Source organism: Halorarius halobius, assembly GCF_024298865.1.
Classification (GTDB): Archaea; Halobacteriota; Halobacteria; order Halobacteriales; family Haloarculaceae; genus Halorarius; species Halorarius halobius.
Genome location: NZ_CP101163.1, coordinates 131,201 through 148,726, shown reverse-complemented (window position 1 = coordinate 148,726; position 17,526 = coordinate 131,201). Strand labels below are relative to the sequence as shown.

Annotated in this window: 20 protein-coding genes; 7 read left to right on the top strand and 13 right to left on the bottom strand. The window is 57.4% G+C overall.

Annotated elements, in window-relative coordinates; genetic code table 11:
* Positions 1 to 639: 639 nt before the first annotated feature.
* The gene (locus NL112_RS21875; RefSeq protein ID WP_089768631.1) at positions 640 to 1,800 is read left to right on the top strand and encodes a restriction endonuclease; all 1,161 of its coding nucleotides are present in this window, start codon (positions 640 to 642) and stop codon (positions 1,798 to 1,800) included.
* A 195-nt stretch (positions 1,801 to 1,995) separates the two neighbouring features.
* On the opposite strand, the gene NL112_RS21870 is transcribed toward NL112_RS21875, so the two are convergent.
* Positions 1,996 to 2,898, bottom strand: a complete 903-nt coding sequence (locus NL112_RS21870; RefSeq protein WP_254841511.1) for a hypothetical protein — start codon at positions 2,896 to 2,898, stop codon at positions 1,996 to 1,998.
* Between the two features lie 68 nt (positions 2,899 to 2,966).
* Entirely contained in the window at positions 2,967 to 3,260 is a 294-nt protein-coding gene (locus tag NL112_RS21865; protein ID WP_089768627.1) for a PadR family transcriptional regulator, read from the bottom strand.
* Between the two features lie 128 nt (positions 3,261 to 3,388).
* Here NL112_RS21865 and NL112_RS21860 point away from each other — a divergent pair, with 128 nt between their 5' ends.
* Both NL112_RS21860 and NL112_RS21855 read left to right on the top strand, forming a co-directional pair.
* Positions 3,389 to 3,556 carry a DUF1931 domain-containing protein gene (locus tag NL112_RS21860; protein WP_123538936.1) on the top strand — a complete coding sequence of 56 codons (168 nt, stop codon included), beginning with the start codon at positions 3,389 to 3,391 and terminating at the stop codon, positions 3,554 to 3,556.
* Positions 3,557 to 3,634: 78 nt separating this feature from the next.
* Positions 3,635 to 4,195: a TATA-box-binding protein gene (locus NL112_RS21855; RefSeq protein WP_254841510.1), complete on the top strand. Its 561-nt coding sequence runs from the start codon at positions 3,635 to 3,637 to the stop codon at positions 4,193 to 4,195.
* A gap of 74 nt (positions 4,196 to 4,269) precedes the next feature.
* Here the strand turns inward: NL112_RS21855 and NL112_RS21850 are convergent, their stop codons facing one another.
* Both NL112_RS21850 and NL112_RS21845 read right to left on the bottom strand, forming a co-directional pair.
* Positions 4,270 to 4,641, bottom strand: a complete 372-nt coding sequence (locus NL112_RS21850) for a hypothetical protein (RefSeq protein WP_254841509.1) — start codon at positions 4,639 to 4,641, stop codon at positions 4,270 to 4,272.
* A gap of 9 nt (positions 4,642 to 4,650) precedes the next feature.
* Entirely contained in the window at positions 4,651 to 5,079 is a 429-nt protein-coding gene (locus NL112_RS21845; RefSeq protein WP_254841508.1) for a PD-(D/E)XK nuclease family protein, read from the bottom strand.
* A 138-nt stretch (positions 5,080 to 5,217) separates the two neighbouring features.
* Here NL112_RS21845 and NL112_RS21840 point away from each other — a divergent pair, with 138 nt between their 5' ends.
* Entirely contained in the window at positions 5,218 to 5,736 is a 519-nt protein-coding gene (locus NL112_RS21840) for an ArsR/SmtB family transcription factor (RefSeq protein ID WP_123538938.1), read from the top strand.
* 493 nt (positions 5,737 to 6,229) lie between these two features.
* Here the strand turns inward: NL112_RS21840 and NL112_RS23070 are convergent, their stop codons facing one another.
* The 5 genes from NL112_RS23070 to NL112_RS21815 form a co-directional block, all read right to left on the bottom strand.
* On the bottom strand, positions 6,230 to 6,397 hold the full coding sequence (locus NL112_RS23070) for an HVO_A0114 family putative DNA-binding protein (RefSeq protein WP_491543656.1): 168 nt from the start codon (positions 6,395 to 6,397) through the stop codon (positions 6,230 to 6,232).
* Between the two features lie 227 nt (positions 6,398 to 6,624).
* A complete protein-coding gene (locus NL112_RS21830) occupies positions 6,625 to 6,981 on the bottom strand; it encodes a hypothetical protein (protein ID WP_254841506.1) in 357 nt (118 codons plus the stop codon).
* Between the two features lie 14 nt (positions 6,982 to 6,995).
* On the bottom strand, positions 6,996 to 7,412 hold the full coding sequence (locus NL112_RS21825; protein WP_123623046.1) for a hypothetical protein: 417 nt from the start codon (positions 7,410 to 7,412) through the stop codon (positions 6,996 to 6,998).
* 238 nt (positions 7,413 to 7,650) lie between these two features.
* Positions 7,651 to 8,337, bottom strand: coding sequence for a Cap15 family cyclic dinucleotide receptor domain-containing protein (locus NL112_RS21820; protein ID WP_123623044.1), 687 nt, complete (start codon positions 8,335 to 8,337; stop codon positions 7,651 to 7,653).
* The gene (locus NL112_RS21815; protein ID WP_254841504.1) at positions 8,315 to 9,229 is read right to left on the bottom strand and encodes a nucleotidyltransferase domain-containing protein; all 915 of its coding nucleotides are present in this window, start codon (positions 9,227 to 9,229) and stop codon (positions 8,315 to 8,317) included. The genes NL112_RS21820 and NL112_RS21815 overlap by 23 nt, the downstream gene beginning before the upstream one ends.
* A 135-nt stretch (positions 9,230 to 9,364) precedes the next feature.
* Here NL112_RS21815 and NL112_RS21810 point away from each other — a divergent pair, with 135 nt between their 5' ends.
* Genes NL112_RS21810 through NL112_RS21800 form a run of 3 tightly spaced genes read left to right on the top strand, consistent with a single transcriptional unit; the run spans position 9,365 to position 11,202 of the window.
* Positions 9,365 to 10,240: a nucleotidyltransferase domain-containing protein gene (locus tag NL112_RS21810; RefSeq protein ID WP_254841503.1), complete on the top strand. Its 876-nt coding sequence runs from the start codon at positions 9,365 to 9,367 to the stop codon at positions 10,238 to 10,240.
* 3 nt (positions 10,241 to 10,243) lie between these two features.
* Positions 10,244 to 10,888, top strand: coding sequence for a Cap15 family cyclic dinucleotide receptor domain-containing protein (locus NL112_RS21805; RefSeq protein WP_254841502.1), 645 nt, complete (start codon positions 10,244 to 10,246; stop codon positions 10,886 to 10,888).
* A 38-nt stretch (positions 10,889 to 10,926) separates the two neighbouring features.
* The gene (locus NL112_RS21800; protein WP_255152959.1) at positions 10,927 to 11,202 is read left to right on the top strand and encodes a hypothetical protein; all 276 of its coding nucleotides are present in this window, start codon (positions 10,927 to 10,929) and stop codon (positions 11,200 to 11,202) included.
* Here NL112_RS21800 and NL112_RS21795 read toward each other — a convergent pair.
* The 4 genes from NL112_RS21795 to NL112_RS21775 all read right to left on the bottom strand — a co-directional run bounded on the left by NL112_RS21795 (position 11,199) and on the right by NL112_RS21775 (position 17,353).
* Entirely contained in the window at positions 11,199 to 11,459 is a 261-nt protein-coding gene (locus tag NL112_RS21795; RefSeq protein ID WP_255152965.1) for an ATP-binding protein, read from the bottom strand. The two genes, NL112_RS21800 and NL112_RS21795, sit on opposite strands and share 4 nt — an antisense overlap.
* Positions 11,460 to 11,619: 160 nt before the next feature.
* Positions 11,620 to 14,577, bottom strand: coding sequence for a VWA domain-containing protein (locus NL112_RS21785; protein ID WP_254841500.1), 2,958 nt, complete (start codon positions 14,575 to 14,577; stop codon positions 11,620 to 11,622).
* Between the two features lie 191 nt (positions 14,578 to 14,768).
* The gene (locus NL112_RS21780) at positions 14,769 to 16,271 is read right to left on the bottom strand and encodes an AAA family ATPase (protein WP_254841499.1); all 1,503 of its coding nucleotides are present in this window, start codon (positions 16,269 to 16,271) and stop codon (positions 14,769 to 14,771) included.
* Between the two features lie 242 nt (positions 16,272 to 16,513).
* On the bottom strand, positions 16,514 to 17,353 hold the full coding sequence (locus tag NL112_RS21775; RefSeq protein WP_254841498.1) for a hypothetical protein: 840 nt from the start codon (positions 17,351 to 17,353) through the stop codon (positions 16,514 to 16,516).
* Positions 17,354 to 17,526 lie beyond the last annotated feature (173 nt).

The following is a 17,526-nucleotide window of genomic DNA, read 5'->3' as shown; positions in this document are numbered from 1 at the left end:
ATGACCTATGTATCTGAGGCGTCTGATATAATTGTTTGTCAGACGTACCTGCTGTATCTGACGTATCTGAGAAGATTGATCGAGGGATGAGACAGGTTGAGAAGTTCTTGGGAGGAACCTATCTGGTGTATCTGAGATATCTGACGCATCTAACACTATTCCCGTAAACACGGCATCTCACTACGGTATCTGAGATAACTGATAGCTGGTCCGTAAGTAGTGAAACTGAGATGACTGATGTATCTGAGGTATCTGGGAATGAGATAGATAGCTCAATGGTGGCCGACTTCCCTTGCTGATATATCTGCCATATCTGAGATTGCTGAGGTTCCCAACGTGACGGCTCTGTGGTGACTGCGATATCTGATGTATCTGAGGAGGGAAGAATGGAGTGTATGAATAATAGTCGGGTTGGAAATTCCAATTGGTTGGGATTTTCCACCGATGGAACAAATAGGTGAATCCCGAGTTAGCATCCTCGTATGACTGAACGAGAAGAGTTGCTACAGCAGGAGAATACCGTGTGTGCAATAGGCCCACAAATAGGATATAACGGCGTCTTCAGCTCGAAAGCAGCGTTCAAGTCGATATCCTCAAAGAAGTCAATACAACTAACTAAAACAAAGAGTATACACAACTATGTCGAACAGCCGAATTGAGGTCGCTCTCCAAACAGTAGGCAGTGACCGGTTTGAACGGTTGATGCACGATTTATTGGAGCGGGAAGGATACACAGTGGATCCAACGGGGACAAGCGGTCCCGATGGCGGTCGCGACGCCTTCCTCGTGGATGGTGACCGAGACGGGATCCTTCATTGCTCCGTGCAGAAAGACAATTGGGTCGGGAAAGCCCACGACGACATCGAAACAGCTGTTGAGAACTTCGATCGTGACTTTGACTTCTACATTTTCGCCACAACACAAGACCCCAGTACGACCAAACGGGATCGGGTTGAAGAGGAGCTCCACGAGGAATGGGGAATTCCCACGACGGTTTGGGACTTCTCGAAAATCCGGAACAGCTTGGTGGGCGATCGTGAGAACAACGATCTGATCCGGGAACACCTCCGTGTCGACCCCAATCGACCGTTCGTAGACATTGAGTCAGAAGTAGATGATCTCTATGAGGATTTGCTGGATCGTGTGAAGCGCCGACAAGCTCCCGATGGGACAATTGTCGAGGACCCAGCCTTGGTTGTCGTCCATGTCATTCCTCAGGAAGCCGTTGACGACCATCACGACCGGTATGCAGGCGACCTCCCCCACCCACCTCAGTTCGAAAAACGTGATGCATACGCTGTAACACGACCGAAGGTGAAGATCACCGAAAATAATCGACGCTTCCATGATGGCACCGAGAGGGAGAGATACACTGCTATCCATCGGGACGGGTGGACTGAAGGTATCTTCACAGCTCTGTATCCCAGCGACAACCCCCAACTCCGGACATCTATTGATCGACTCATAGCGAACTTCGTCCACACTGCTCTCGGGACGTTTGACGAAGCAGACATCTACCCGCCCTACTATGTGTACGTCAGCATACTGGGTGCCGAGGGGTACACACTTTCCCGACCAAGTGGATCAAACCGACCCCCCAGCAATGTGCGACCTTTCACCGAGGACGAGATACGGTTGAATCGCGTCCAAATCGACAATCCAGATGTCGATGTCCCGGATGTGATGCGGAAGACGTTCGATCAACTCTGGCGACATGGTGGCTGGGACCACTCAGTCAATTATCAAGCCTCCGAGACAGATGATGGTGAAACTGTCTACGAGTGGAATCCATACCGATAACAGTATCCACAGTAACAGAGCGAGTCGAGCATAATTGCTCTCCTGTAATTGGTTTCTCGATCAGTCACGCCATGGTCCCCATCGGAATTACGCCACAATGAAACCTATTGAGGACAGCCGCTGATCCCTAGGAGTAGGACCTTGAACAGGTCGATAAGCTAGCTGAAGACTCGCCTTCGTGCGTCAGGATGGTTGTTATTGATGATAGAGACGCCAGAGCCAGCCGGGTGTTGAGGCAGTGATTTCGTCGATAACTGATGTCCACGGGTGGTTGCCGTGGAACGCCCGGGCATAGGGAGCCGAGATGTCCGCTGCCTCACTCACAAGGAGCAATGAGCCGAAAAGGGCGTATTCGGGGAGGAATGCAACATCACTCCACAAGTACCGCGGGCGAAGATATCCGAGAGGCCGCCACAAACGGTGAGATCGAAGCGCAGCCAGCTCCTCGTCGGTAACACCGAGTTCACGAACGGCCGTCGGTGTGATCCCGCCTCGACGCGTTCCGTGGGCAAGGACGCCCTCCAAGAGTGTCTTCGTATGCTGTCTCTCCGCGAGATGAGTCAAGAAGTCGTACTGTAGCTCAGTGGCGAAATGTGCTTGCGTACGGACTGACACTGCCTGCTCGAAACCTTCCTGCAGGTACGGGTGTTTCCACGTTGGTGAGTCGAACTGGTGCTGATACGCGTGGCACAACTCCGACGCTAAATACGTGTACGCCGTCGTCTCGGGGAGCTGCCCTGGGCTCACGCCGATTCTGCCCGTCCGCGCGGAATATCGCCCGCCGATGAACACGAGCGTTAATGAGGCCGGCAGATCGCTCGTGAGAAGTGCGAGACGCTCCCTACGCGAACAGTCGTACACAAGATGTTCACGCCACATCTCGCGGTACGGTGTGGAATCGACATCGAGAAGGTCGTCGTAAAATCGCGTGAGTTCATCGAAGCGTTCGTGAAGGTCAGCCTCGCTTGCGAGAGGACCATCGGAACTCTGTAGGAGTGAATCGGTTAGGGGTGGTGCGTCCGGGTACTCCTTCCGGTACGCATCAACAGCGTCTGAACAAATTGACCGTAGCTGTTCGAAGAACGCCTCGTCGTGCATCTGAATGGATATAATGGTGGAGGGGAGTAAACTTCGTTCGATAGGTTGGATTAACTGTTTAAGCGTATCTATGCAGGAGCGGACTCTGCGGGTTCGACGTACTGGTACTCCCACTCGCGTCGAGCCTCAATTTCACGACGGCCACGACGGGTGAGCGTATAGACGTTCGTTCGCCGGTCTTTCTCGCCTTTCTCGACGAGTCCCTTCTCAACAAGCGTGTCGAGGTTCGGGTAGAGTCGGCCGTGATGGATCTCTTTCTCGTAGTAGTCTTCGAGTTCCTCCTTGATGGCGAGGCCGTGGGGCTCATCAAGGCCAGCAATCACGTACAGGAGGTCCCGTTGGAATCCGGTCAGGTCGTGCATCGTCCCGCTCCCTGATACGAAGTGCTATCCCATACGTCTGTTGTCCTGCAGATGGCGGTAAAACCTCTGCAAGCGCCGAATCGGATACCTGTATGTTTATACAGAGGACGTGAGAAATACCGCTGCGTATGACAGACCTGATCGTCAAATCGGCCGTAAAAGAAGCGCTCAATGACCACAACGTCTCGGCGGATTTCTACGAAGCACTGGACGACGAAGTAACTGAAGTGCTCGAAGATGCAGCCCGGCGTGCCGAGGAAAACGATCGGAAAACTGTCCAGCCCCGCGACCTCTAGCTCGGCTGGAAAGTACTACACCCATTGCCCGAATTCACCCACCTGTTTTTAAGACACTCGTGACTGGTAGATATCTCTATGAGTATGACAGCGGAGTCAATTCAAGTCGAGAACGTCGTTGCCTCATCCGATATCGGTCAAGAACTCGACCTCGAAACGCTCTCTGGAGACTTAGGAGCGACCGACTACGATCCCGATAACTTCCCGGGACTCGTCTATCGGATGCACGATCCCAAAGCTGCAGCACTCATATTCCGCTCGGGAAAAGTCGTCTGTACGGGAGCAAACAGCGTTGACGACGTGACGACTGCGCTTAACCACGTTTTCGACGAACTCCGCAAGTTGGGGGTCGATGTCGTAGCCTCGCCAGAGATTGAAATTCAGAATATTGTCTCAAGTGGGGATCTCGACCACACCCTCAATTTGAACGCCATCGCGATCGGTCTGGGCCTCGAAAGCGTCGAATACGAACCTGAACAGTTCCCGGGGCTTGTCTACCGACTCGATGACCCGGACGTGGTCGCACTCCTCTTTGGAAGTGGGAAACTCGTCATCACTGGTGGAACACAACTCGATGACGCTGAAAAAGCCCTGGTAAACATCGAAGATCGACTCAACGATCTTGGATTACTGAGCTAATCTGATTCCTCGATAGAATCCATCGAAGTGGTCGGCCGGAGACAGATGAGAATGGGGGCGGTAGATGATAGTGTTCAGACGTCAGCAGGAGATTGGGAGACGCCACTACTACTTGTGGCGTCCCCACTGTTGTCTTCCTCAGCCGATTCGAAGTCCGTTGTATCGTCGCCTTCTACTCCGAGTGCGTTGCACGCTTCGGTCGAATCAGCATCCATTTGGAGATGATCGAAGCGAAGGGATTCCTTCTCGCAGAGCCAGCAGACACACTTCTCAAAGGGAATATCTTCTTTGCTCGTCGGGTAGCCTTCGTCGATAATTGTGGCGGCGATGTGCTTGCCTTTCTCGAGAAGGTCCTGGACGCGCCCCGGGTCGGGACCGAAGCCATCAATGCCGGCACTCTCCGGTGGCCACGTCCGAACTTCGAGATCTGACTTCGCGAGGTACACGATCTGGCCCTAAGACGCACCAAGCGCCTTCATGTAGAGATTGATCTGATCTAGATGGCGCTTGATGGGTGGATTGAACCGATACCAGTTTGCTCGCGACTTGTAGTCGTAGACAGTGTTGGTGCCAGGCTCGTACAGGTCGGCATGGCCGATAATCGTGAGCCCATCCATCTCCATCTCGATTGCGACTTCGCTCTGGGTTTCGACGTCAAGGTCCGGGGTGACCTCGTTTTCCATAAACTCGTGGATGGTGGTTCCCGTATGGAAGGTGCCAAGCGCGTCGGTATGGTCGAGAAGACCGAGTTTTGAGTTGTAGCATTGGCGGGGGCACTTCGCGAGCTGACTCGGGTGGAAGGTGTAGGGGTCGAGCTCGGTGTGGCTATGCTCGTTGTTGAGCTGGATGAGTGTGGACTGGATTGCGGACTCGAAGTCGATCATAGCGAATCTCCTCTTCGAACGGCGTCGCAGCGATGGATGCGAGGCCCGTTCGTCGGTATGCGGGCGAAAAACAAGACTAATTCAATATTTTGAACTAGGATTCAAAACAGTAATGGTGCTGGAGATCCGAATACGTGTATGAGCGACTCTGGAACCACGGATCACACGGCAAAGGTCGCCCGGATTCGGGAGGTTGCGATGACGGTTCGTGAACCAAAAAATGCGGGAGAGATAGCTGAGGCTGCTGGTGTTGCCCGAAACACGGCTGAAAAGTATCTCACGCAACTGGTCGAAGCGGATAAACTCGCGACGATCCAGCGGGGCCGCGAGACCCGCTACTATCCAGATCCAGTCACCCAGTATTTCGATCAGATCCGTGACCTCGTCAACGACCATCGAAAAGACGAACTCACGGCTGAACTAGATGCAATCCGGGACGATATCGACGAGTGGAAAGAGGAGTACGATGTGGAGTCCGCTGACGAACTTCGGGCGACCGTCGGTGATGATATCCCGGCATCCGAACGCCAGCAGCGGCGCCACGACGCGGAGGATTGGGACTACTATGAGCACCAAGCGATGCTCATCAAGCAGGCGATTCAGCTCTATGATACGATTGAGGCGACTCGTGAGAGTCGTATTGCCTCCGCCAACTGACTCGGTGACAGTAAAATGGGAAATCCGCCGATTTCTGGAGACACGCATCTCCACCGATACGAGGTCCACAAACGAGTCACAAATCGACTTCAACGGGAAGCTGGCGTGACGACCGTAGAAGCCAAACCAAGTCCGATGCGGCCAGTCCGTCTCGTAGCGACCCTCGATCGCGCGGTCTTTTTTGACCAGAACACGGACGCTGGCGACGCGACACTTGAATTCGAGTGGCGCCCCCATTCCAAGCGCGATGAGTTCCGCATTCAGTATAATGAACCGGGGACCCCGTGGTCATGTGGCTGGCATCAAGACAAAACCCACGAGAAGCTCGGCCCAAGTCATTTCCAAGTTGACCACGAAGCGTGGCCAGCACCGCACCGTGAGTCTGCATCCTTCACAGACTCGAATCCGATGGCAATCCTCGAAACTTGCCTCACTGAGCTTCGTGACCGTGTCCCGAGTCTCCCGGACAGCGTTCGCCCGAGTCCGTAGGTCGCTACGCGATGGGTTCGGCGACGACAGTGTCGTGCTTGAGGTAGGGGATTTTGCGTTGGCCGTCGGTATCGAACTCGATGATATCGGCCTCAAAGAGAAGATTGAGGTCGCGACTGACACCGGAGACGTCGCGATCGAGGTCATCGGCGAGGGCGCGGACGGACTCGATATCGCCTTCACGGATGCGGGCGATGAGTTGCTGGCACTTCTCCGTGAGGATCTTCTTGGCGGTCGCTCGCTCGATGACGAAGACGTCCTCGAAACCGCTGGTAGCGAGGGAACGGGCCAGTCGGGATCGTAGTTCAGCGCCCCCGTCCGCGTTGGTGTGGTGGTCGGGGGCTATCGTCTTGTGTTGTAGTCAGACCGCAACAGAAATGGGTATTTCGACGTACTCGATCAGTATCGAGTGTCACGTGGTCGCCGCCCTCGGAGGCGGCCCGGCGTCTTTCCTGGCGGCTTCGGCGGCGGAGTGTTACGATCGACATGACTGTTCCAATGCTCGACCGCGTACCGACCGCCGTGTGTTTCGTAGATGTAGCCTTCGTACGTTCGATAGCTCGGTGAGTAGAACGTCTCTGTTCGCGTGAACCGGAACTTCGCGTCGGCGTTCGGCTTGTCCTCTGGATCCTCGGTGATTCGCTTGTGCTTGTACGCGTAACTGTAGCTGTCTCGTTCGTGCTCGCGACACCACCCGTCGATGAACGCTTCGAGGGCGTCCTCAGGGCTGTTGCCGATGAATCTGTCTCGTGGCATCTGTCTGGGTGTGGCTAGGCTGTGATCTGATGGTCGTCGACAGCCGTCCAGGTGTCCTCGCTGGACCCGCGACGCTCGTGAACAACCTCGAAGCCGTTGTCGGCTTCAATAGTACGAATAACGATGCGATGCTCGGTGTCGTTCCGGTGGCTCGCCATCGCGATCCCTCGGTCGTAGCGCGTTTTTGTCCACGTACAGAGCGTGGTTTCGCCTCGATGGACGAGTGGGTGAACTTCCTCGAGATCCGCGGCCTGCCAGTCGTCGCCTGCGCCAACGCGCTGCTCGTGGACGACGTCGGTTTGGAGGCGGTCGGGCCATTCGCGGATGACGACGCGATGGGACTGGTCGTTCGAGTCGATGGCGACGTTGGTCGTAGTGTCGACCATCGTCGACCAGTGGCAGAAGATCTTCGTCGGGAGGTGTGTGGACATAGTTCGATCGCACCGTTCGACTCAGTGTGGGCGAGGAGAAATACGAGGATAGGGCGGTTCTTGGCCTAGTCATTAAGACAGCTGTGGGAAAGAAACTCAGTACCTCACAAGGCATCGCCAGTTAGCCTGACCTGAGCCACCTGTTCTGTTGTGATGAGTCGTCGGTAACGGTCGAGCAACGCTGATCGAAGACGGAGCTGTCGCGTCGGCGGCTGACCGATAGTCCGGATAATCGGTTTCACTTCCGGGGTTCGTCGCTCTCGCGAGTGAACACCATCGTGCCATACGTCGTTTTCTGGCTACCACCCTGCTCAGAAGCACGGGCAGGGCCAGTGTAATAGTAACCCGCCAACCGGTCCTCTGACTCCCGGTATGTGAGTCGCGCCGTTCCGTCGTATGGCCCTTCATCTTCCGCCTGCTCATCGACGTCTGCACCTTCGTTTTCGAATAGATAGGCGAGTTTTGTGTGTAGCGTTCCGTCGGTCTGGAAACTGGCACCCGTGCTGACCGAGGGTGACCGCTCGGTTTCGAAGTGAACAATGATCTTGCTCCATGTCTGCTCGATATCCAGGGTTGCCGACATCGGCTGGTGCCCGCCGTCAGCGAGGTAGTCGTCCGGAATCTCGCCATCGTAGCTGGATTTGATCTCGCCCTCCCAGTGACCGGTCAGATCGGGAACGGCGACGATGAGATCGGGCATCCAGGGCTTGTTCCATAACCGCCGGTCGAACACTCGATGGATCAGCCCAAGTACGACTCCGAAGGCCAGCCCCGGAACGATCAGCGGCGGGATCTCGAACGGAACCTGCTGGTAGAGCCACGGGAAGACATAGACGTTCAATACAAACACGATGACGAACGCGATCACGCCCAGGATCGCCAGGAACGTCGACCGGAACTCGTTATCGCTGGAATAGACGTGCATTCATGCTATTGGACTCGGCGTTCTCCCAGTACGTTTCCAGAGCGTCGATGAACAGCTTGGCGTGCCAGGTGTCCCACTTCGTCGACCCGTTGCCGAAGAGATCGGTCACGCCGTTCTGGCACCGCCAGTCGGAGTAGTCGGTCTCCTGCAGGTAGGAGGCGATCTTGAGATACCGTTCCTGGAGGTCGTCGACGTACCGGCCCGGTGGCACTCTGTAGAGGAGACACTCGATGAAATAGGACGCAACGATATCGTCAGTGATGTAGCCGTCCGCGACGATCTCCTTGCGGGCGTTCTTGAACATCCGCACCGTCTCCTTGAACCGGTCGTCAGTGTCGTCCTGCTTGTCCGACCCGTGGTCTCGGTGGCGCGTCGGGTAGTTCACGACCGAGGAGATCGAGTCGGTCGGCCAGAAGACGATCCCCTCGTAGTAACCCTGCGGATAGTTGTAGTAGTGCTTGTACTGGGCGCAGACCACGACGTCGGCGTCGAGTGGGAGCCCCGGCGCGGAGACCTCTATCGCATTCCCGGACGGGTCGAACGTCCCCTCGGGATATGTATCCTGTAGAACGCTCAGCACGTCGTCGCGGAACTCGTCGTAGCCGTAGTCGAAATCCTCGACGTCCACGTCCTCCTGATCTTCCGGGTCAAGGTCGTGGAGATTGAAGTACTCGAACTCGTCGAGCCGAACGACGATATCGACGTCGCTTGAGTCGCGGATGATCGTGTTGTTCGCATACGAGCCCTGGAGGAAGTCGTGGAAGTCGATGTCGTCTAACGTATCGCTGTCGTTGAGCGCGTTCCGGATCTTGGTGTGGGTGTCCTGCGCGGACTGGAGGGCGGCTCGTTTCGGGTCCGTCCAGCTTTCGAGGGTGTCCTCATCAATGGCCATGGGAGCCTCTGAGAGAAAGCGTGTCGTTCATACACGTAGGTAATGCTTACCGACTTTTAATGATTCGCACAGCGGGGTGAAAGTGTTACCGGGAAGTCTTTGCCCGTCCACGGGGAAGATACCCATATCCGACCTATGGCTATCGACCCAGGGACGCTCGAATCGTGGTCCCAATACGATAACGGCCCCATCGAATCGGCGAAACGCACTCAGAACCGAATTCAGAACGAGCTACAGTCGAGTGATACGCTCGCCGACCCGGATTTTGACACGTATCTGCAGGGCTCCTACGCGAACTACACCATCGTGCGGGCGAGCAGCGACGTGGACATCGTTGTCCAGCTCACGGACATGTACTATGCCGATGTATCTGCGCTCAGTCCAGACGAGCGAGACAGATGGCGACGAACCTCCGGCGACCCGGACTACAGCTGGAACGAGTTCCGCACCGATGTCGTCGACGTGCTGGAGTCCCGATTCGGCTCCGCGGCTATCGACCCGGTCGGGAAGGCCATCGAGGTCAACACGAGCAATTTCAACGCCGACGTGCTCGTCTGCGCGAACCACCGGGACTACTATCACTACCCGAACGGCTACCACTCGGGGATCGCGTTCTTCGACCTCAGCAATACGAAGATCGTCAACTACCCCAAGCAGCACATCGACAAGGGGAGCACCAAGCAGTCGAGCACGAACAACCGCTTCAAGGAGACCGTCCGGATCTTCAAGCGAGCCCGAAACTACCTCGTCGACAACAACACGCTGGACAAGGAGAACGTCCCGTCGTACTTCATCGAGAATCTGCTGTACAACGTCCCGGATGGGCGCTACACGTACGACAAGCAGGATCGGGTGTTGAAGATTATCCGCTACCTGAACGAGACCGACTACAGCGACTGGACCTGCCAGAACGGCATCACCGACATATTCGGCTCGGGACCTGCCGAGTGGAACACCCGGTACGCGGACCAGTACGTCGACGCGATGATCAACCTTTGGGACAATTGGTAAGCCATGCACACGTACTCCACGGACAACGACCTCCGCCCGAAGGTCTACGGCGTCCTGGCACTGCTCGCATACGGGCTCACGATCCTCGTCGAGGTTATGACCTCGGAGCTTTCGACTGTTCTTCCGTTTGCGGCTGGATTCGTTGTCTCGTGGGGTCTCGCCTTCGCCGTCGTCTGGAAAGCCCATGTCGGGTGGTTCTGGAAGACCTGGCCTGCGCGAGCGCTGGGCATCACTCGTGTTCCGAACCTCAACGGGGAGTGGGAGGGCTGGATCGTCACGTCGTATGAGGGAGACATCGACGATGAGGCGCTCCATTCCGACGACAATCCCAGCGAGGACGGCCAGAAACTGAAGGCGTGGCTCGACATCGACCAGACGTGGCGTAAGATCAACGTCCACTTCAGGACCACACAGTCGCGCTCGGACAGTAACGGTGCGACCATGCTGACCGAGGAGGGAAAGTGGCCGAGCATCAGTTACCAGTACGAGAACGAGGGCTCCACGCTGGTCGAGGGCCTGGACATGCACTTCGGCACCGCCTCTCTCGAGTACCGCGACGAGGGAGACACAGAGACACTCGAAGGCCTCTACTACACCGGCCCAGGCCGTGAGAACAACGGGCACATGTATTTTGAGCGGGTTGAGTAACCGGAACAACTTTGCCGTTCTGACGGCCATCATGGTGCATGGGCGAGACGAAGAAGTGCCCCTCCTGTAACGGGAGTGGCGCAACGACCGATCCGCAAACAGGCTTTGGGGACTGTCCGAAGTGCGACGGCACGGGGACAGTCAGCCTGGGGATGCACGAAAAAATGACACAGGGCCAGCGCCAGGCCATTGGGACTGGTGGTGGCGCTGCAATGGGGTTCGCTGCTGGCGGACCGATAGGTGCGGTAATAGGTGGTGGGGTCGGCTTCCTTCTCTCGCGAGATGATGACGATGAAGGCGTTGGTGGCGCTTAGGATTGGGCGACACCGATAATTTCGAACCGTGCACCGCCGTCACTGCCTTCGGTCACATAGATCTCCCAGCCGTGGGCCTCAACGATCCGCTTGACAATCGCGAGTCCAAATCCGGTTCCCTCTCGTTTCGTTGTGTAACCGCTATCTAATACATCGTCACGTTCATTTTCAGGAATACCAGGTCCAGTGTCCTCAACGTAGAAGCCGTCTCTTGTACGGTCAACTCTCACAGTCACGTCGTCCTGACCATACTCGATTGCGTCGTGGAAGACAACCTAGGAGTTGAATACTCCGAATTAACGCCTGTGAAGACTGCGCTTCCTGCGGACACTGCGGTTGTGCCTGCAAAGCGCGTCCTTGAAACAGGAAGTCCCTGCCCCAAAGAGCGAGCGTCAGCGAGCAAGTAGCAGGGGTAGCTCACAGCCCGTCAAACATCACGGCGAACTGGTCGAGGCGGCGGTCGAGGTCGATGGCGTCGTGGACGTAGAGGTGGCGATCGTAGAACTGCTCGACGTCCTTCGCGCGCTCTGGAGCCTGCCCGCGGGGTAAATCGAGAGCAAGCGTGAGCCCGCATACAGGCGTGTACGTCTGTTGGAGTTCCTCTTGGTAGTCACCAGGGGAGCCGGGCTTGCCGTCGGTGATGATGAGGACAAGGGGGGAGTCGCGGCGCTGCTCGAGGAGGCGGCGGGCGAGTCCGAGAGCATCAGTGAGAGGCGTCCCGCCGCCCGTCTTGCCGCTCAGCAGACTCGCTTGGACGTGTTCGGTCTCGACGCTGAATGGTTTGATGAGGCGGGCGTCCCCATGGACGAAGTCTATAATGGCGACGTTGATGCCGAGGTCCTCGCAGGCCAGAGCGAACCGTGCAACGGCGTCTTCGGCGGTGTCGATGAGATTGCTCATAGAACTGGAGCGGTCGAGGACGAGGACGAGGTCGTACTGTTTCTCGTCACCCTGTTGGCGGACGCTAAAGGCGTCGACGTCGCCGCGGGCGAGAGCGCCAGCGCGGCGCCGGTCGAAGCTCCCGCTGGTGACACCGCTTCGGGTCTGGTCGCGACGACTCTCTCGGAGCGCCATCCGGAGAGTGCCACCGACGGCGTCTGCACCCGCGGTCGCAGCTTGCCACCTCGCGGGAGGTGCCTGCTCACCGATCTGCGGGAGAACCGAGAGCGAGTCGATACTTCCCTTTCCTGCGCCGGTGCTGCCACGGTGCCGTGCGGTCGACGTGTCGGGACTCTCGCTGCTCTCGTCGGTGTCGCCGTCGCTCACGAGATCTTCGAGGGCGGCTACGGTTTCTTCGAGGTCGCGTTCGAGCGCGTCCTGATCGGGAGTGGCGCGGTTGGCTTCCTCGTGAGCGGCGTCGTGGTCCGCGCTGAGTGCGTCGGCTCGTTCGTCGATGGAATCATCGTACACTGGCTCGGCGAGCGGTGCTGCGGCTTCCTCGGCCGGCTTGCCGGTGTTGTCCGTCTCGCCGTCTTGGACAGTGCCGTCAGCGGCGGGGTCGTCGAGCGTGTCTGAGTCGATATCCGCTTCATCCTCACCCGTCGTGCCGATGCTTTCGTTCTCCGTGTCGTCCGTGTCGCCGCCGTCTGTGCCGCCAGCCGCGTCTCCGACCTCTCCATCATTTTCAGATGGAACGCCGTCAGCGCGATCGTCGGGCGCTCCTGCGCCATCCGTGTCTCCACCGGTCGTGTCGGACGTATCTGAGGTATCTGAGCCGTCTGAGGTCGCCTCCTCGTCGGTACTCGCGGCCTCACCGCTGTCGCGCCCGGCGCTGTCACCGCCGAGGAAGTCCGAAAGCGACGCCTGCCCGTTCGACGGGGCACTCGACGCATCGGACGCTCCGCTACTGTCTGCGGCGCCCTCGGTGGGCTCTCCGTCTCCCTGCTCCTCAATGCCGCTCTCTTCGGCCGCCGACCCTCCGATCTCGTCGGACGTGGATTCAAGATCTTTGGCGCTGGACTCTCCAACACCACTGTCACGTTCTCCTTCCACGGAGTTTGCACTGCCAGCACCCGTCCCCGACTCGTCCGGCGAGGCGTCCGTCGACTCGGGCTGGGCGTTAGGCTCGGCATCGGACTCCACATCGGACTCGGACGAGGCTCCGTCGTCGTGTGCAGAGGCCCCGGCGTCGTCGGGAGCGAGCTCGTCAGCGGTGTCTGCCGTCCCGATTTCCGGGTAGGCGAGGACGTCTGTGGAGTGCCCGTCCTGAGTCTGCTCGAGAGAGACGTTCTCTGGGTCGAAGTCCGCCGGCGGCTCCGCGGAAGCGTCGTCACCCGATGCCTCCGAGGGGTCGCGGTCAGCTGGCGACTCACCCTGCTCGCCGTTAGGAGTATCTCCGGACGTCTCCGGACTGTCGCCGGTTGGCGACTCCGAGACGTCACTCGGGTCGGCGTCTGCGGCGCCGTACCCACCGGATCCATCCTCCGGTGACTCATCGGGTACCTCTGCGTCCGTGTCGGGGTCAGCGGACGGTTCGATCGACTCGCCCTGTTCGCACTCGTCGGGTATCGACGAGTCGGACTGAGAGGGCGATGAGGGCGTGTTCGGACTACTGCCACCCGTTGCGGCGGTGTTTTCGTCTTCTTGACCCTTCTGGTGGTAGTCCTCGTCCATCTGGTTGAGGAGCGGCTTGATAGTCTGTTCCCAGCAGTCGAGCACGGCATCCCCACGCTTCACGGAGTCGGGTTCACTGAGGACGGTCGCGAGGAGGTCGTCGAGCGCGTCTTGTGTCTGCGCGAATGCCGCCGCATCATCCTGGGACTGGAAGGTGAGCCGGGGGTCGTCTGGGTCGATGAGGACGTCACTCTTCCCAGAGTCATAGATGCCGTAGTCGTAGAGGTAGGACTGGATCGCGTCCCGGTAGGTGAAGGTGATAGTAGCAGTGTCGGGGAGATCGCTCGCCATCTGAGTGAGACTCCGGTTGACGAGCTCGAGGCGGTCGGCGGCGAGCTGACTTTGTGCCGCTCGGAGTTGGTGTTCGATCGCGGCGTCCTCGGCGTAGTTGATGAGGCCGTGGACGAACTCCTGATACTCTTCGTCGACGCGCTCGTCAAGGTGGTCGGCGACCGTCGAGATGTTCGTGTAGCGGATGTGGCCAAGTTCGTGTAGTGAGAGGCCGAACTGCTGGGCGCGGTCGGCCGTGAGCTGGTCGTCGAGCGGGAGGTTATCGAGATTCGCCGGATTGGTGGAGATGAGAACGAGGTAGTCGCCGTCGACGGCATCGACGAGCTGCTGGGCGGCCTGCTGGTCGAAGTCGGTCGCATCGGCGTCGATTAGGCGATCGGCGTCAGCCGGGAGAACGCACGCAGTCTGGACGTGTGATGTGAGGACGACTTCGATGTTTTCGCCGGTATGGGCTTGGATGTACTCGGTCAACCGTCGGGTTCGCTGTTGGGAGCGGCGGGCTTGCGCTGGACGGTCGGGAAGAACGGACCGTGCGGTGTCGGCGCCGCTCGACGCGGCTGTGAGTGATGGCATAACTGGAATCACCTCTGATGAAGACGGTTGGACGCGGCTACGTGCCGTCGCGCGAGAGAAACCCCTGCTGGCGACAGCAGGCCGGGGAGTCAGGTGTCTTCGAGTTTGTCGTAGGTATCGTCGGGGTTCTGGTGGGGTTCGGCGCTCGCCTTCACGACGTGTTTGAGGGCACCGCGAACGCTCGCCCCCAGATCGTACCAGTCGATGGCGTCTTCGAGCTTCCGGGTGGAGAGCGTCGGCCACGTTTCGTTGTCGCGGGTGGCGTTCGCGAACTCGACCATCCGACGGAGGCTGTCTCGGTCGATGCGCTGGCGACTCGTGTTGTACTTTTGATCGAGAAAGTCGATCTCGTCCTGGGGGTCCATATAGTCGAAGAAGATGGTTTGGAAGCGGTCACGAGTCGCGGCGTTCATCGGTTCGCTCCCTCGGTATTCGCGCGTTGGCGGGTTCATCGTGACGACGATTCGAGCGGCCGGGTGCGGGATGATCTCCTCGCCGGATTCCTTGACGGTGAGGACGTTCTGATTAAGGACCTTCTGGAGGGCCATCATCACACCCGCCGGCGCGGCGTTCACCTCGTTGATGACGATCGTGTAGCCGTGCTTCATCGCTTTCGTGAGAATGCCGTCGCGGAAGACAACGATGCGGTCCTCGTTGACCGTAGAGATACCGAGGAGGTCCTGGGCGAGCATCGAGGCGTCGGCGTCGACGCTGACGAGGACGCGATTCGTCTTGTAGTGGAGGTATTTGAGGAGGTAGTTCTTCCCGGCGCCGTGGGGGCCGACCAGTCGGAGACCGCGGTTGCCGCGGGCGAGCTTCATCGCGGTCGCTTCAAGCGTGTCGAGCTGGACATCCTCCATCGTCGTTGTCTTCGGTGCGATTACCTCATCGGCCCGCGTGGGCATATCGCGCTTCCGGACGATATGTGGGTGGTCGTTGTCCTCGAGAATAGGGAGCCCGTGGAAGGTTGCCTCTTCGACTGGCATCGAGGAGTCGACGACTGCGAGCGGGTCGCCGACGTCCTGATCGACGTCAGTGATGGAGTAGACGGTCGCCGAGCCGGAGGTGTCATCGCCGAGGCGTTCACGGTAGCGAGCGAGGGCGTCTTCGGCGATCTTTGTCTCGACCTGGACGTACTGGCCGGCCTGCTGGACGATGAGTTGGGCTTTGCTCCCTGTGAGCGTCGGGATATCCGTGAGGTCCTCGGGGTCTGCACGGTGGAGTTCGCCGAACGTGGTGTACCCCGTGTCGATGAGGTTCTGCTCGACGCTCTCGCCGACGCCGTCCAAGACGGTGAAATCAATACTGTCGGCAGAGGCAGTGAGAGCGTCGACGTGTGCGGCGAGTTCGGTCGGGCAGTCGCCTTCTGGGGTGACGCTCGTGATGCGCTGACCGCCGTCGCTGTCGCGGTCGAGCGTGTAGATTCCGTTGTTAGCCCCGTCCTCGACGAGCTGGGTGACGGTGTCGCCATCGAGGTCGAGATAATCGCTGGCGCGGAGGTGAAGTGTCTCGATTGGGAGATCTCCGCCGGTTTCTTTGATGAGGCCGGCAGCGAGGTGGCTGAGGAACCGTTGCTGGTCGTCGGTACTCATGGACTGTGGGGCTACTTGTGGCATAACTGGTCAATCGCGTTCACGGACTGAGGTGCGGGAAAAACGGACTACAGTGAAGCCGTAGTAGGAAGTGGAGTTGAGAATGGATCGCTCACTAGTCGCAGATAGCACCGCCATACGAGCGTGGGTAGGTAGGAGAGAACCGATTCAGGTGGTATACAAAATCAAACGTCAAAATCATCAAGTAATCTATTTTCTCGAATACAGCACCTTAGAAAGGCTTACTGAATTTCTGCTTCATAAAAGATTGGCTCTAAATCATCTATAGAAACCGCGCGGAAGTCAGATATCTTCGCAGATTGAGCTTCGTTCTCTACCAGATATGATTTTGCAAACAACTGGTTTGGAGATTTGAACGCCCCCCATGCATTTTCAGGAACATTGTTTGAGGTGATGGGGTTTTCAATTGCTACGGTCTCAACACTTGAATCACTAATGGAAATAATAGGTTTCACAACCTCTGTAGCTCGTTCTGGAATATCTGTCACTCTATATCGTTTTGTGTTCACTTCCTCAAGATAGGGAGGTTTCTTCACCGGGCTTGAATCGAAGATCTCGTCGTATCGGTCCACTCCAAACGGTATATCTGGATGGAATATTCGTAATTCAAATCGTTTCACTGAGTCAGTACTACGTCCATAATAATAGACGCCGGTATACAAGACTGAACCATCAGCAAGTCTGGAGTGTGCACGAATGAATGGACGATGGAGTGAGAAGTTCTCCCTGTCTCGGAATACTTCTTCAACCTTTGATGCTATTTCTGGAATGTTTTCTGTCCCGTGCGTCAAGGATTCCACTCCTTCTCCAAAAACCTGGTACGTTGGATCCTCATCTACATCAGACGACCGGCCGAATTGGATAGTGAACATCGGGCTGTCCGGACAAATATTGGATGAGTATATGTCTGCTAGATCAACTTGATCAGACGAGAACGAACCCTTCCAAGACCGGGTTTGGTATTTTGCCTCCTCTAAATCAAGAATGGCATTCGAGGGGATTGGAGATTCGTACCCCCCAGTGGTAACAGCATAAGACTCCCCATCGAGTTCTATTTGCATATCATTTAGTTGAGAAAGGTATAATAAGTATCTTGTGTGGACCCAACCCGAAAGAGTGGTCTCGCAGCACCCTTTGTACACCGTATCGGTCACGCCGATCTTAGCTCATCCAAGGCATGCTACGTAAGAAAACCATGAGAACTTGGGCTAATTTCGATTGGGGAGAGTATCTC

Excerpts from the sequence above, each read along its gene's own strand:
- NL112_RS21845 (WP_254841508.1), bottom strand. The coding sequence starts at position 5,079 with ATGATCGACTTCGAGTCCGCAATCCAGTCCACACTCATCCAGCTCAAC.
- NL112_RS21840 (WP_123538938.1), top strand. The coding sequence starts at position 5,218 with ATGAGCGACTCTGGAACCACGGATCACACGGCAAAGGTCGCCCGGATT.
- NL112_RS21855 (WP_254841510.1), top strand. The coding sequence starts at position 3,635 with ATGAGTATGACAGCGGAGTCAATTCAAGTCGAGAACGTCGTTGCCTCA.
- NL112_RS21775 (WP_254841498.1), bottom strand. The coding sequence starts at position 17,353 with ATGCAAATAGAACTCGATGGGGAGTCTTATGCTGTTACCACTGGGGGG.
- NL112_RS21815 (WP_254841504.1), bottom strand. The coding sequence starts at position 9,229 with ATGGCCATTGATGAGGACACCCTCGAAAGCTGGACGGACCCGAAACGA.
- NL112_RS21875 (WP_089768631.1), top strand. The coding sequence starts at position 640 with ATGTCGAACAGCCGAATTGAGGTCGCTCTCCAAACAGTAGGCAGTGAC.
- NL112_RS21825 (WP_123623046.1), bottom strand. The coding sequence starts at position 7,412 with ATGTCCACACACCTCCCGACGAAGATCTTCTGCCACTGGTCGACGATG.
- NL112_RS21780 (WP_254841499.1), bottom strand. The coding sequence starts at position 16,271 with ATGAGTACCGACGACCAGCAACGGTTCCTCAGCCACCTCGCTGCCGGC.
- NL112_RS21870 (WP_254841511.1), bottom strand. The coding sequence starts at position 2,898 with ATGCACGACGAGGCGTTCTTCGAACAGCTACGGTCAATTTGTTCAGAC.
- NL112_RS21820 (WP_123623044.1), bottom strand. The coding sequence starts at position 8,337 with ATGCACGTCTATTCCAGCGATAACGAGTTCCGGTCGACGTTCCTGGCG.
- NL112_RS21865 (WP_089768627.1), bottom strand. The coding sequence starts at position 3,260 with ATGCACGACCTGACCGGATTCCAACGGGACCTCCTGTACGTGATTGCT.
- NL112_RS21800 (WP_255152959.1), top strand. The coding sequence starts at position 10,927 with ATGGGCGAGACGAAGAAGTGCCCCTCCTGTAACGGGAGTGGCGCAACG.
- NL112_RS21805 (WP_254841502.1), top strand. The coding sequence starts at position 10,244 with ATGCACACGTACTCCACGGACAACGACCTCCGCCCGAAGGTCTACGGC.
- NL112_RS21810 (WP_254841503.1), top strand. The coding sequence starts at position 9,365 with ATGGCTATCGACCCAGGGACGCTCGAATCGTGGTCCCAATACGATAAC.
- NL112_RS21830 (WP_254841506.1), bottom strand. The coding sequence starts at position 6,981 with ATGCCACGAGACAGATTCATCGGCAACAGCCCTGAGGACGCCCTCGAA.
- NL112_RS21860 (WP_123538936.1), top strand. The coding sequence starts at position 3,389 with ATGACAGACCTGATCGTCAAATCGGCCGTAAAAGAAGCGCTCAATGAC.